10 protein-coding genes and 1 tRNA gene are annotated in these 13,222 nt (G+C 69.4%); 4 read left to right on the top strand and 7 right to left on the bottom strand.

Going from position 1 to position 13,222, the window contains the following annotated elements; all coding sequences use genetic code 11:
• The first annotated feature begins 66 nt into the window (after window positions 1–66).
• A complete protein-coding gene (locus CRM90_RS23945) occupies window positions 67–366 on the top strand; it encodes a DUF2752 domain-containing protein (protein ID WP_102809429.1) in 300 nt (99 codons plus the stop codon).
• A gap of 4 nt (window positions 367–370) precedes the next feature.
• Here the strand turns inward: CRM90_RS23945 and CRM90_RS23940 are convergent, their stop codons facing one another.
• Together CRM90_RS23940 and CRM90_RS23935 are read right to left on the bottom strand one after the other, a co-directional pair.
• Window positions 371–1,381 (bottom strand): magnesium transporter CorA family protein, encoded by a 1,011-nt coding sequence (locus CRM90_RS23940; protein ID WP_102809428.1) that lies wholly within the window; start codon window positions 1,379–1,381, stop codon window positions 371–373.
• A gap of 34 nt (window positions 1,382–1,415) precedes the next feature.
• Entirely contained in the window at window positions 1,416–1,862 is a 447-nt protein-coding gene (locus tag CRM90_RS23935) for a universal stress protein (RefSeq protein ID WP_102809427.1), read from the bottom strand.
• Between the two features lie 348 nt (window positions 1,863–2,210).
• Between CRM90_RS23935 and CRM90_RS23930 the strand changes: the two genes are divergently transcribed.
• Together CRM90_RS23930 and CRM90_RS23925 are read left to right on the top strand one after the other, a co-directional pair.
• The gene (locus tag CRM90_RS23930) at window positions 2,211–3,749 is read left to right on the top strand and encodes a glycosyltransferase family 39 protein (RefSeq protein ID WP_102809426.1); all 1,539 of its coding nucleotides are present in this window, start codon (window positions 2,211–2,213) and stop codon (window positions 3,747–3,749) included.
• A 97-nt stretch (window positions 3,750–3,846) separates the two neighbouring features.
• The gene (locus CRM90_RS23925) at window positions 3,847–4,713 is read left to right on the top strand and encodes an alpha/beta fold hydrolase (RefSeq protein ID WP_102809425.1); all 867 of its coding nucleotides are present in this window, start codon (window positions 3,847–3,849) and stop codon (window positions 4,711–4,713) included.
• A gap of 21 nt (window positions 4,714–4,734) precedes the next feature.
• Here the strand turns inward: CRM90_RS23925 and CRM90_RS30330 are convergent, their stop codons facing one another.
• The 3 genes from CRM90_RS30330 to CRM90_RS23910 form a co-directional block, all read right to left on the bottom strand.
• Entirely contained in the window at window positions 4,735–8,292 is a 3,558-nt protein-coding gene (locus CRM90_RS30330; protein ID WP_142391438.1) for a hypothetical protein, read from the bottom strand.
• A 175-nt stretch (window positions 8,293–8,467) separates the two neighbouring features.
• Entirely contained in the window at window positions 8,468–8,614 is a 147-nt protein-coding gene (locus CRM90_RS30540; RefSeq protein ID WP_199190031.1) for a hypothetical protein, read from the bottom strand.
• Window positions 8,615–8,644: 30 nt separating this feature from the next.
• Window positions 8,645–8,715 (bottom strand) — tRNA-Cys (locus CRM90_RS23910).
• Window positions 8,716–8,813: 98 nt separating this feature from the next.
• On the opposite strand from CRM90_RS23910, the gene CRM90_RS23905 reads away from it, so the two are divergent.
• The gene (locus CRM90_RS23905) at window positions 8,814–9,518 is read left to right on the top strand and encodes an MgtC/SapB family protein (protein WP_102809422.1); all 705 of its coding nucleotides are present in this window, start codon (window positions 8,814–8,816) and stop codon (window positions 9,516–9,518) included.
• Window positions 9,519–9,521: 3 nt separating this feature from the next.
• Here CRM90_RS23905 and CRM90_RS23900 read toward each other — a convergent pair whose 3' ends face one another.
• Both CRM90_RS23900 and uvrB read right to left on the bottom strand, forming a co-directional pair.
• Window positions 9,522–10,925, bottom strand: a complete 1,404-nt coding sequence (locus tag CRM90_RS23900) for an MFS transporter (protein WP_102809421.1) — start codon at window positions 10,923–10,925, stop codon at window positions 9,522–9,524.
• Between the two features lie 47 nt (window positions 10,926–10,972).
• Window positions 10,973–13,144 carry an excinuclease ABC subunit UvrB gene (uvrB, locus tag CRM90_RS23895; RefSeq protein WP_199190024.1) on the bottom strand — a complete coding sequence of 724 codons (2,172 nt, stop codon included), beginning with the start codon at window positions 13,142–13,144 and terminating at the stop codon, window positions 10,973–10,975.
• Between the last annotated feature and the right edge of the window lie 78 nt (window positions 13,145–13,222).

Here is a 13,222-nt window from a genome sequence, read left to right as displayed (position 1 = left end):
GCCAACGAAACTCAGCAATCGGACCGTCATGATTGCCTCCTCCGCACCCCGGGCGGCGTTCTACCCGTGTGCCCGACGAAAGCCCTTCTGGGCGTTGACTGTCCGGGCTGCGGCACCCTACGCATGATCTATTCGCTGCTGCACGGCGACCTGCTGGCGGCGATCCGGTTCAACGCACTGGCGTTGGTGGGGCTCGGCTTTCTCGCTGTCGCCTACGGAACCTGGACCTACGGTCGGGTCACCGGCCGCCAGCTAGTCGGATGGCAACACCATCGATGGGCCCCGTTCATCGCGCTCGGCTTGGTGTCGGCATGGTTCATCGTGCGCAACTTGCCTTTCGCGCCGTTCACCGCACTGCGCGTCTGACGTCTCAAAGCCAGCCGCGTCGTTTGAAGGTGACGTAGAGGAGCCCCGACACCAAGACGATGATCACCGCGCTGGACACCAAGCCGACCACACTTTGAAAGCCCGGGTAGGGGACGTTCTGTCCGTACCACCCGGTGACCGCGGTGGGCACCGCGATGATCGCCGCCCAGCCGGTGAGCTTCTTCATGATCGTGTTGAGTCGCGCGTCCTGCAGCGACAGATTCGTCTCGAACACCGTCGTGATCATGTCGCGCAACGACTCCGTCCACTCTGCCGCGCGAATCACGTGGTCGTAGAGATCGGAATACCAGCTGTCGAGTGCGACGGTGTCGGCATGCTCGGCACGACGGCGCATGATCGTGTTGATGACCTCGCGCATGGGCAGCACGACCCGGCGCAACTCCACGAGTTCCTTACGGAGCCGGTAGGTGGAACGTTGGATCGTGCGGGTCACCGCCCGGTCGTCGAACAAGCCGTCCTCGAGCGCCTCGATGGCGTCATCGAGTTGCTGGATGGTGTCGAACTGTCCGTCGACGATTACGTCGAGCAAGCCGTGCAGCAACGCCGGTGGACCCATCTTCAGCAGATCGGCGTTCTCATCCCACCGCCGGACCACCTCGTCGATGTCGAAAACCGGTTTCTGCGGGTCCAATTCGTGGCGCACGGTGACAATCCCGGCCGGCAGCACGAAGATGGACACCCTCGTCAGCAGCAGACGCGACTCCAGATCATTGGCCAGCGGCGGGGCCAGCGCGGTGGCGTACACCGTCAGGAACGTATGCGTCGCATACCGAGTCGCCTTCGTGCGTTCGGCGTGCGCGACGGTGTCCTCGATCGCGTGCTGATCGAAGCCCAGTTCCTGGGCAAGCTCGCACAACACCTCGTGATCCGGATTGCACATGTCCACCCACACCAGCGCGTTGCGCTCGGCAAGGTGGTCTGAGGTTTCCTGGAGCGGAAAGTCTTCCGTCTTCAGTTCGCCATCGACCCACAGGCGGGTTCGGCAGTAGGTCATCAGACCAGTCTGCGCCTACCCCCGACCGGGTTGGCTAACCAGTGGTGTGAACGATCAGCACGTCGCACTTGGACCGGCGTGCCACATTGGCAGGCACCGAACCCAGCAGACGGCCGGCGATCGTGCTCAAGCCGACGTTGCCGACAATGAGGAGATCGGCGCTGACCTCTTCAGCCAATTCCACCAGCGCGTCAACCGGAGCCCCGACAACTGCGCGCTCTTCGACTTCGGCCGCACCTGCGGCCTTCGCGCGGTCACGCGCCTCGCGCAGGATCGCGTAGATGGGGGCATTGCCCGCCATCTTGTAGCCCTCGTCCTTCAGCAGGTCTGCCGCGCGGGTGTCCTCGTTGGCCGGGAAATAGGCGGTCGCCACGATGACTTTGGAGCCAGGTTCGGAGGCGAGGTAACCCGCCCGGTCGACTGCACGCAGCGATGAATCCGAGCCGTCCGTGCCGACGACCACGGTCTTGTAACCGCCCATTCGTACCCTCCAGTCTCCAATTTCAACGCCACCCGGAACACTATCGCTTTGGCACCTCACAAGGGTGCGATTCACGTCACGCGGCAATTCCGGCGCGCCGCGCGATGCCACTCTACCGGGGAAAATAGCGCCCTCGACAGTTGCGTGAGCGGTACGACAGCACCCGAAATTGCAAATCCACATCGCATCCGATTCGCGATTGTCGGCGCTGCCACACCAATGATGACCAATAAGCGCAATTCAAACCTCACGAATTTTGCCAGGCACAACCCTTAGTTCGCCGAACAGGATGGGTGGGCTGCGGGTTAACGTTTGGCGCACCATCGACCGCGGTACAGGACGACCCACGTGAGTATCACCCTTCGGCCCGAACGGGTCCTCGGCGACGAGCAGCGGCGCACCGCGCCCGCTCGGCCGCTGGACGCCGTGTGGGTGGCGGTGTTCGCCGCTGCGCTCAGCGCCGCCGGGGCGGCGCGGCCATCACTGTGGTTCGACGAAGCCGCGACGATCTCGGCGTCCACCAGGCCGATGCCCGACTTGTGGCGGATGCTCGGCAACATCGACGCCGTTCACGGCCTGTACTACGTGCTCATGCACGGCTGGTTCGCGGTGTTCCCCGCGACGGAGTTCTGGTCGCGGTTGTCCAGTTCGGTCGCCGTGGGCCTGGCGGCCGCTGGTGTCGTGGTGCTGGGCCGCCTTCTGTCGACCCGCACGGTGGCGGTCACGGCAGGCGTCGTTTTCGCGATGCTCCCCCGCGTGACGTGGGCAGGTATGGAAGCCCGCTCCTATGCACTGACCATGGTCGCCGCCGTCTGGCTCACGGTGCTGTGTGTGGTGGCGCTGCGCCGCGACCGGCCGAGGTGGTGGTTCGGATACGCGGTTCTCGCGATCGCCGCGACGCTGTTGAATGTCTTCTCGATTTTGCTGCTGCCGGTGCACGCCGTGATGGTCGCGACCATGGCTGAATCCAGGAAGGCGCGGTGGCACTGGGTGCTGGCAGCGGCGGCAGTCGGCGCCGCGACATGCCCTTTCCTGTTCTTCAGCCAGAGCCAGCTGTTCCAGGTCGGGTGGATTTCGCCGCTGAGTGCCGGAACCGTCGGAATGATCTTGGTAGACCAGTACTTTGACGGTTCACGAGCGGTCGCGGTGCTGTGCGGACTGCTGGTTCTCGCCGGCCTGATCTCGTGGCGTCGGTCCGGGTGGCGCCCGCGACGACTGGCCGTGGTCGCTCTCGCGTGGATCGTTGTGCCCACTATGGTCGTGCTCGGCTATTCGCTGCTGCACGAGCCGCTCTACTACCCGCGCTACCTGTCGTTCACCACTCCCGCCATGGCGCTCATCCTCGGCCTGTGCATCGTGGCGCTCGGGCGCTCGTCCCGTGCGTGGATCACCGCCCTACTCGTGGTGTTCGCGATCGCGGCGACGCCGAACTACCTGGCCCAGCGCGGGCCGTATGCCAAGGAGGGCATGGACTACAGCCAGGTCGCCGACGTCATCACCCGGCATGCGGCACCGGGCGACTGCCTGGTGATGGACAACTCGACGGCGTGGAAACCCGGCCCGATCCGCCCGCTGATCGCCGCGCGACCCGCGGCGTTCGCCAAGCTGCGCGACTACGGCCGCGGCCCAACAGGCATCCAACGAAACATGTTGTGGGACGCCCACATTGCCGTCTGGGCGTGGGCGGACAAGATGCCCTACTGCCCGGCGATCTGGACAGTGTCCGAGCACGACAAGTCCTTGCCGCGGCACGAGCAGGGCCCCGCACTGCACGCGGGTCCGCGACTCGGGCGGGCGCTGGCCTACCAGGTGCCCTACCGATTCGGCTTCCACATCGTCGAACGCTGGCAGTTCAATTTCGCACAGGTCACCAAGTCAGTTCGTTGATGCGCCGCCGAACACCGAGAAGAACAGCACAAGTATTGCCGGGCAGTGACTTTGGGCCCGCGGGGCCGGTATCCGGCTGACGAGAAAGCGAGCGCCGATGTCCGCACCCGCCGACAGCCTCACCATGCGACTGCGTGACGGGCGCGCGGTGTGTTACACGCAGTACGGCGCACCCGACGGCGAGGTCGTCGTCAACGCCCACGGCGGGCTGGCCTGCCGACTGGATGTGGCCGCCGCCGATGCCGCCGCGCGTACGGCCGGCGTCCGGTTGATCTCTCCGGACCGGCCCGGAATCGGTGGATCCGACCCGCAGCCCGGCCGCACCATCCTGGACTGGGCCGACGACGTGGCCGACCTGATGGACCAGCTCGGCGTCGGACACTTCGCCGCGATGGGCTGGTCGATGGGGGGCCAGTACGCGGCCGCGCTGGCCTGGGCGCTGCCCGAACGGGTGCGGCGGGTGGCGATCGTCGCCGGGGTGCTGCCGCTGACCGAGCCGGGAGTGTTCGCGCGCCTGCCGGCGTTCGACCGGATCTACACCCGGCTGTCGCACCGCGCGCCACTGCTGGTCAGACCGTGCTTCGCCGCGATGGCGCTGACGGCGCGGCGGGCGCCCGCGCTATATGGGCGCCTCGCCGCCGGTCAGCTGGGGGCCGCGGACGCCGCCGTGTTGCGCGACGAGGGCTACGCCGAGTTCGCCCGGATGTCGGCCGAGGCACTGCGCCGACCCGACGGCGTCGCCGAGGACTACCGGGCCTGGCTGCGACCGTGGGGTTTCGCCCCCGAGCAGATCACCGTCCCGACCGACGTCTGGGGCGGTCAGCAGGATGAACTGGTCGACCACGCCTGGCCGCCCGAGCTGGCCCGCCGCATTCCCGGCGCGACCCTGCACGAGCGACCCGGCGGGCACTTCCTGGCTCACCTCTACTACCCGGACATCTTCGCTCACTTGCTCGAGGGTTGACCCCCGAGCTCGCTTCCGACGTCAGTTACCGAACCAGCGGTTCGCCGGCGGCAGTTCGGTGCCCAGCAGAGCCCCGGCCGGAGCACCGGACTCGGTTCCCGCCTTCGCCGACCAGCCGGTGCCCACGCACAGCAGGTCGCGCGGCGTCGAGATGGTCGACGGCAACGGAATCCCGAAGCCCGGGATGCCGGGGATCGTGATCTGCGGCGGCGAGAGCAGCGTCGCGACACCTTGCGCCATCGTCGGCAGCAGCTGCGCCGGCGGAGTGGGCAGGGTGCCCGCGGCGTCGGAGATCGGCGCCGACGGGATCAGGGTTCCGAGGCCACCCGGTGTGGGTCCGATGTAGCTGCCCGGACCACCCGGCAGCACTGTCGGCGGGGTCGGTGGGGTCGGCACCCGATTGCCGCCCGGCGTTCCCGGCACCGCTGCGGGCGGAGTCGGGAGTCCGGCTCCTCCGCCGCCGCCGGGACCGCCCGGCACCGCTGCGGGCGGCGTGCCCGGCGTCACGATGTTGTTGGTGAACGGAGTGCCCGGCACCGCGGCAGGCGGAGTGGGCAGCCCTGCACCGCCACCACCTCCCGGACCACCCGGAACGGCACCCGGAGGCGTCGGAACTCCACCACCGCCGCCACCACCCGGACCACCCGGAACGGCACCCGGAGGCGTCGGAACTCCACCACCGCCGCCACCACCCGGACCACCCGGAACGGCACCCGGAGGCGTCGGAACTCCACCACCGCCACCACCTCCCGGACCACCCGGAACGGCACCCGGAGGCGTCGGAACTCCACCACCGCCGCCACCACCCGGACCACCCGGAACGGCACCCGGAGGCGTCGGAACTCCACCACCGCCGCCACCACCCGGACCACCGGGAACAGCAGCCGGCGGAGTCGGGATGCCGGCGCCACCGCCGGCGTCCGCGGCCGCGGGCAGCGCCCCGGGCGGGGCCGGCACACCGGCTGCGGCAGCAGCGATGTCCGCCGCGGGCACACCGGCCGACGGTGCGACGACACCCGAAGCGTCGGCGACCGGCGCGCCTACCGCGCCACCAGCTCCGGCAGCGCCTGCGCCACCACCGCCACCGGCTCCAGCTCCAGCGGCAGCGAGCCCGGAGTTGTCGGAGACCGCGGCAGCCGGCGCACCGGCTGCACCGGCGTTGTCCGTGATCGGTGCCGCCGGCACAGCGGCGCCTGCGTTGTCGGTGATCGGCGCGGCCGGGACGCCGGCGGGGCCGGGGATGCCGCCGCCTTCGCCGACCGGCGCGCCGGGCACGGCAGCCGGTGGGGTCGGCACACCGCCACCGGTGCCACCACCGGGACCACCTGGGACGGCAGCCGGAGGCGTCGGCAATCCACCACCGGTGCCTTCGCCGGGTCCACCGGGAACCGCCGCGGGCGGGGTCGGCAGACCACCACCGGTGCCCTCGCCGGGTCCACCGGGAACCGCCGCGGGCGGGGTCGGCAGACCACCACCGGTGCCCTCGCCGGGTCCACCGGGAACCGCCGCGGGCGGGGTCGGCAGACCACCACCGGTGCCCTCGCCGGGTCCACCGGGAACCGCCGCGGGCGGGGTCGGCAGACCACCACCGGTGCCCTCGCCGGGTCCACCGGGAACCGCCGCGGGCGGGGTCGGCAGACCACCACCGGTGCCCTCACCGGGCGTACCCGGAACGGCGGCCGGCGGGGTCGAACCGGTCTCGACAATGTTTCCTCCGGGAGTACCGGGGACCGCGGCCGGCGGGGTCGGCAGACCACCACCGGTGCCCTCACCGGGGGCACCGGGAACGGCGGCCGGCGGGGTCGGAAGCGATTCGTCGCCAGGAGTTCCCGGCGTGCCGGGGATCACCTGCGGCGGCGTCGGCGGGATTTCCATGCCGGGGGTTCCCGGGGTGCCGGGCACCGCCACGGGTGTTCCCGGCACATTCACGTTGACCGGGACGCCGGGGCCACCCGGGACCGCGGCGGGTGGGGTGACGAGGCCCGGGGTCGACGCCGCGCTGGGCACACCCGGCAGGGTGACCGGCGGAGTTCCGGGAACGTTGAGCATGCCGCCGCCAAGCGGGACGCCCGGCACCGAAGCTCCTGGCGGCGGAAGCGTGCCGGACGCATCGTTGATCACGTTGCCGGGCACCGCGGCCGGCGGAACCCCTGGTGTGTTGACGGTGACCTGGTTCGAGCCGCCGGGGGCGCCGGGAACCTCGGCCGGAGGCGTTGACACCGAGCCGTTGACGTCGCCACCGGGGACCGCTGCCGGCGGTGCCGGCGGGGTTCCACCGGAGCCCGGGATCGAGCCACCGGGGACCTCGGCCGGCGGAACCGGCGGAGTCACAACGGATTCGGGCACAACATCGCCCGGGACCGCGGCCGGCGGAACCGGCGGGGTTCCACCGCCTCCGCCACCGGGGACGCCCGGCACACCGGCAGGCGGAGTACCCGGGACGTCGCCACCGCCACCACCGGGAACACCCGGAACACCGGCAGGCGGAGTACCCGGGACGTCGCCACCGCCACCACCGGGAACACCCGGAACACCGGCAGGCGGAGTACCCGGGACGTCGCCTCCACCGCCGCCGGGGATGCCCGGCACGCCGGCGGGCGGCCCGGGCGGGACTGCCCCGCCACCGGGGACGGCGGCGGGCGGAGCTGCGGCCGGCGGCGCAGGCGCCAGACCGGAGGCGTCGGCGAGCGGGGCGGCCGGAACACCGGCCGGAGCGAGTCCGTTGGCATCGGAGATCGGAGCACCGGCATCGCCGGCACCGGCAGGCAGAGCGCCGGGCGCGCCGGGGCCACCGGCACCCGAGCCACCGCCGGCACCGCCGCCCGGGCCGCCCGCCCCGCCACCGGGTCCACCACCACCGGGCAGACCGGCAGCCGCATCACTCACCGGTGCGCCGGCCGCGCCGGCACCGCCGTTGGGAACGCCCGCAGCATCACTGACCGGAGCGCTGGGCACACCTCCGGGCGGGGTGGGAATGCCGCCACCGCCAGCACCGGGAGGAGTACCGGGAACACCACCGGGCACACCCGGGATACCGCCACCCCCGCCACCGGGAGGAGTACCGGGAACACCACCGGGCACACCCGGGATACCGCCACCGCCACCACCGGGAGGAGTGCCAGGAACGCCGAGCGGCGTACCGGGGACGCCCCCACCACCGGGAACGCCGGGAGCGCCGGGAACGGCGGCGGGCGGCGTCGGGATTCCGCGTGTCGTGCTGGTCCCGGGCGCGCCGGGGACGGACGCCGGCGGGACGGTCACGCCGCCGGTGCCGGGCATCCCGGGCGAGCCGGGAGCGCTGGCCGGGGGGACGCGAATGGTGCCGGGCACGGTCGCGGGCGGGATAGGACCGCCCGCGGTCGGCGGATTGTTCGTGAACAGCGTGTTCGACGTGCCGGGGATGCCTTGGGAGAGGTCAGGGGGCGTCGTCAGACCTTGGTGAAGGATGCCCATGCACGGAACACCGGGGCTGCCGAAGTCGGCAACCGCACGGGGGCTGAACAGCGGAGCCGTCCAGAAAAACCCCGCCGTCGCCATGGCAGTGACCGCCGCCACGCGAGAGGTGGTCCGAGACATCATTTCCCCGTTTCTGTGAGAGGCCTGACAGGGAAACTACAGACGTGTAAGTACCTAACCGGGACCAGCCATTCAGGGGGTTACCGAACTGTTGCTAAGCGGTGTTGTCGCGGTTACCCCGGCGACAATTTGATCGCGCAAACACTCGCCGAACTGCAGGTCGACGCGGCCAACCAGATCAGGACTTGCGGGCGCGCCGGAACACCTTGTCGAGGTCCTTGCCGCTGACGCCTCTCCGTTCGGCCTGTCGGACCTTGTGCAGCACCAGCGGGCAGCGCTTGCAGCGTGGCGTGCTTCGACAGCACTTGTTCTTCGACTTCGCCACGGCAGGCAACGGTACCGAGAGCACGATCAGAGCGAGTGACGGGATTCAAACCCGTGTAAACGGCTTTGCAGGCCGGTGCCTAGCCACTCAGCCACACCCGCGTGTCAGGCGGAACTTTTCCAGCGCTGCCGCGACTCGCCCATCTTTTGGCTCAGCGTGATTGCTGCCCGAGCCGCCACAGGGCTAATACGGTGTCGACATGCAGATCTGGTTGGCCGATCCGCCGTTGCTCGGCGGTCCCGGACAGGGCACGCGGCAGATGGTCGAACTCCTGATCGCGTTCGGGCTGACCGCGTTGATCGGCCTGGAGCGTGAGATTCACGGCAAGAGCGCCGGCCTGCGTACCCAGGCGATCGTCGGCACCGCGTCAGCCCTGATCCTGATCGTCAGCAAGTACGGCTTCTCCGACGTGCTGAGCACAGGCCTGGTCGAGGTCGACCCGTCGCGGGTGGCCGCCCAGATCGTCTCCGGTATCGGCTTCCTCGGCGCCGGGTTGATCATCACCCGGCAGGGCGCCGTGCACGGGCTGACCACGGCGGCCGCGATCTGGGAGTGCGCGGCCATCGGCATGGCCGCCGCCGCGGGGCTGGTGAAGCTCGCGATAGTCGTCACGATCCTGCACTTCGTCATCGTCCTGGGCTTCAACCCGCTCAGCAGGCGTCTGACCGCGCGGCTGGCCGGCTCGGTGCGGCTGCGGGTCACCTACGACGTCGACCGCGGCGTGCTGACCCGCATCCTCGCCACCTGCGAGAAGCACCAGTGGAGCCTCACCGAGCTGAGTACCGACAGCGACGGCGGTGTCATGTTGACGTTGTCGGGCAGCCAAATCCTGCGCGCCCCAACCACAGTCGCCGCGATAGCCGGCGTCACCACGGTGCACCGGCTCGACGAGAAGGACGAGTAGACCTCAGTCCGCCCGTTCACGCCCGGAACGGTAGGAGGCCACGCAGCCCACCGCCGCCAGAACGGCGAACGCACCGAACATCAGCCGGCTCGCGCTCGCATCGGGCGCAACACGCAGATTCACCACGACACCGGCCAACCCGGCACCGAACGCTCCGCACATCAGTTGCACGGTGCTGATCGCGGCCGCGGCCACCGCCTGCTGAGGAGCGTCGTCGACCACCGAACCCATCGCCCACGCCGAGAGATGCGGCCACGCCATCCCGATACCGGAGCCCGTGATCACCAGCGCCGCAGCCCATAGCGCTACGACTGTTGTTGGCGCACCGTCGGTTTGGGTCGCTGCCGCCAACGCCAGACCCGCGGCCATCACCAGTGGGGCGATCGCCACCACGCGCACCGTGATCCGCACATTGGTGATCGACGCGCTGGCGATCTCCCCCACCGTCCAGCCCACCGACAGAGCCGCACCCAGGAAGCCCGCGACGACCGGCGCCAGACCGCCCAGCCGCTGACCGAACAGCGGCACATACATGTCCACCATCGTGGCCGCCATCAACAGACCCAGGGTCAGGTAGATCCACTTCAACGGCCCCGGCTCAAATGCTTTGCGCGGCAATACCGCCGCCGAAGCCCGGCGGTCGACGACAATGAACACCCCCACCAGCACAGCGCCCGCGATCAGCAGTCCCACGATGACGCCCACGCTGTGCGGAATCACCGCCGCGCTCACTGTCAGCGCTGCCACGCCGAGAAGCAGCAACGACCACATCGGGATTCGCGTCCGAGGCGGCTGCTGGTCGGTGTCGGCCCGTGCCGGCAACGCCAGCGGCACCAGCACACTCATCGCCACCGCGAAAACCGCAAGTAAGCCGAATCCGCCTCGCCACAAACCGAATTGGGCGAACAAGCCACCGGTGGCCGGCCCCACCAGGGTGCCCACTCCCCACATCGCCGAGACCACCGCCGATGCGCGGGTCCACAACCGGTCGGGAAGCGCCGCGCTGATCACCGCATAGCCGAGGCCGGCCAGCACACCCCCGGCCAGGCCCTGTACGACCCGACCGCCGAGGAGCAGCGGCATCGACGGCGCCAGCGTGCACAGCGCACTGCCCGCGGCGAAGGACAATAACGCGCCCAGATACGCGGTGCGCGGGCCGAATCGGGTCAGAACCGGGCCCACCGTCGTCGCGGCGGTCACCGACGCAACCAGATACACCGTCGTCACCCAGGCGTAGAGCCGCTCACCACCGATGTCGGCGACGGCGCTCGGGAGCAGGCTGATGGTGATGAACTCGTTGATGGCGTAGATCGCCACGCCACCGGCCAGCACGATGACAGCACCGAGATAGTCGCGGCCCAGCAGCTCGCGCCAGCTGCCTGCGGCCGATGCGGTTGTCTCGGTCATGGCATCACCGTAAAGGCTCAACCGAGGTTGAGCTCAAGCACGCCCGGCTATTTCAGCCCCGCCGCATCCATGCCGCGCAATTCCTTCTTCAGATCCGCGATCTCGTCGCGGATCCGGGCGGCCAGCTCGAACTGCAGGTCGCGAGCCGCCGTCATCATCTGCGCGGTCAAATCCTTTATCAGGTCCGCGAGTTCGGCCCGCGGCATGTTCGCGGTGTCGCGTCCCTCGACGATGCCCGCACTGACCGCACGACCCGGCTCGCCCTGCGCCCGCCGGCCCCGGGAGGCGTTGCGCCCCGAGCCGCCGACCTCGATCGCTTCGGTGTCGTCGGCCTCCCGGTACACCTGGTCGAGGATGTCGGCGATCTTCTTGCGCAGCGGCTGCGGATCGATCCCGTGCGCCTCGTTGTAGGCGATCTGCTTGGCCCGGCGCCGCTCGGTCTCCTCGATCGCCTGCTTCATCGAGTCGGTGATCTTGTCGGCGTACATGTGCACCTCACCGGACACGTTGCGCGCCGCGCGACCGATGGTCTGGATGAGGCTGCGCGGGGACCGCAGGAAGCCCTCCTTGTCGGCGTCGAGAATCGCCACCAGGGACACCTCGGGCAGGTCGAGCCCCTCACGCAGCAGGTTGATGCCGACGAGCACGTCGTATTCGCCGAGCCGCAACTGGCGCAGCAGTTCGACCCGGCGCAACGTGTCCACCTCGGAGTGCAGGTACCGCACCCGGATGCCCATCTCCAGCAGATAGTCGGTGAGATCCTCTGCCATCTTCTTGGTCAGCGTGGTGACCAGCACCCGCTCGTCGCGTTCGGTGCGCAGCCGGATCTCGCCGATCAGGTCGTCGATCTGGCCCTTGGTGGGCTTGACGTGCACCTGCGGATCGACCAGACCGGTCGGGCGGATCACCTGCTCGACGAACTCACCACCGGCCTGCGCCATCTCGTAGTTGCCCGGTGTCGCCGACAGATAGACCGTCTGGCCGATGCGTTCGGCGAACTCCTCCCACGTCAGCGGGCGGTTGTCGACGGCCGAGGGCAGCCGGAACCCGAAGTCCACCAGATTGCGTTTACGCGACATATCGCCCTCGTACATGCCGCCGATCTGCGGCACCGTGACGTGCGATTCGTCGATGACCAGCAGGAAGTCCTCCGGGAAGTAGTCGATCAGCGTCGCCGGCGCCGTTCCCGCGCCGCGGCCGTCGATGTGGCGGGAGTAGTTCTCGATGCCGGAGCAGAACCCGACCTGCTTCATCATCTCCAGGTCGTAGTTGGTGCGCATGCGCAGCCGCTGGGCCTCCAGCAGCTTGCCCTGGCCCTCCAGTTCGGCCAGTCGGTCCTCGAGTTCGGCCTCGATGCTGGAGATCGCCGTGGCCATCCGCTCCGGGCCCGCCACATAGTGGGTGGCCGGGAAGATACGCACCGAGTCGACCTGGCGCACCACGTCACCGGTCAGCGGGTGCAGGTAGTACAGCGCTTCGACCTCGTCGCCGAAGAACTCGATGCGGATCGCGAGTTCCTCGTAAGCCGGGATGATCTCGACGGTGTCACCGCGGACCCGGAAGGAGCCGCGGGTGAACGCGATGTCGTTGCGGTCGTACTGGACGTCGACCAGCAGCCGCAGCAACCCGTCGCGGGGGACCTCGTCACCGACCTTCAGTTCCACCGACCTGTCCAGATAGGACTGCGGGGTGCCGAGGCCGTAGATGCAGGACACCGAGGCCACCACCACCACGTCGCGCCGGGACAGCAGGCTCGAGGTCGCCGAGTGCCGCAGCCGCTCGACGTCGTCGTTGATCGAGCTGTCCTTCTCGATGTAGGTGTCGGTCTGCGCGATGTACGCCTCCGGCTGGTAGTAGTCGTAATACGACACGAAGTACTCGACGGCGTTGTGCGGCAACATCTCCCGCAGTTCGTTGGCCAGCTGGGCGGCCAGCGTCTTGTTCGGCGCCATCACCAGGGTGGGCCGCTGCAGTCGTTCGATGAGCCAGGCGGTGGTCGCCGATTTACCGGTGCCGGTGGCGCCCAGCAGGACGATGTCGCGCTCCCCCGCCCGGACCCGGCGTTCCAGTTCCTCGATGGCCGCCGGCTGATCGCCCGCGGGCTCGTACTCGCTGACCACCTCGAACCGGCCGCCGGCACGCACGATGCCGTCGACGGCGTCGGCGGCAGGTCGGTACTCCGAATGCGCCAGCACGGGATGTTCGGTAGCGAAAGCCATGGTCACCAGGTTAAGCGTCCCCACCGACATTTAGCCTTGGTGTGGGTCCGCGGGCGGGCCGAACGTCCGACCGGGACA

The organism is Mycobacterium sp. ENV421 (assembly GCF_002887815.1).
Taxonomy (GTDB): Bacteria; Actinomycetota; Actinomycetes; order Mycobacteriales; family Mycobacteriaceae; genus Mycobacterium.
This window is presented reverse-complemented; position numbering and strand designations above follow the sequence as displayed.

Bases quoted from the DNA above. Each gene is read 5' to 3' on its own strand.
- CRM90_RS23940 (WP_102809428.1), bottom strand. From the start codon at position 1,381: ATGACCTACTGCCGAACCCGCCTGTGGGTCGATGGCGAACTGAAGACG.
- CRM90_RS23935 (WP_102809427.1), bottom strand. From the start codon at position 1,862: ATGGGCGGTTACAAGACCGTGGTCGTCGGCACGGACGGCTCGGATTCA.
- CRM90_RS23925 (WP_102809425.1), top strand. From the start codon at position 3,847: ATGTCCGCACCCGCCGACAGCCTCACCATGCGACTGCGTGACGGGCGC.
- CRM90_RS30330 (WP_142391438.1), bottom strand. From the start codon at position 8,292: ATGATGTCTCGGACCACCTCTCGCGTGGCGGCGGTCACTGCCATGGCG.
- CRM90_RS23905 (WP_102809422.1), top strand. From the start codon at position 8,814: ATGCAGATCTGGTTGGCCGATCCGCCGTTGCTCGGCGGTCCCGGACAG.
- CRM90_RS23900 (WP_102809421.1), bottom strand. From the start codon at position 10,925: ATGACCGAGACAACCGCATCGGCCGCAGGCAGCTGGCGCGAGCTGCTG.
- uvrB (WP_199190024.1), bottom strand. From the start codon at position 13,144: ATGGCTTTCGCTACCGAACATCCCGTGCTGGCGCATTCGGAGTACCGA.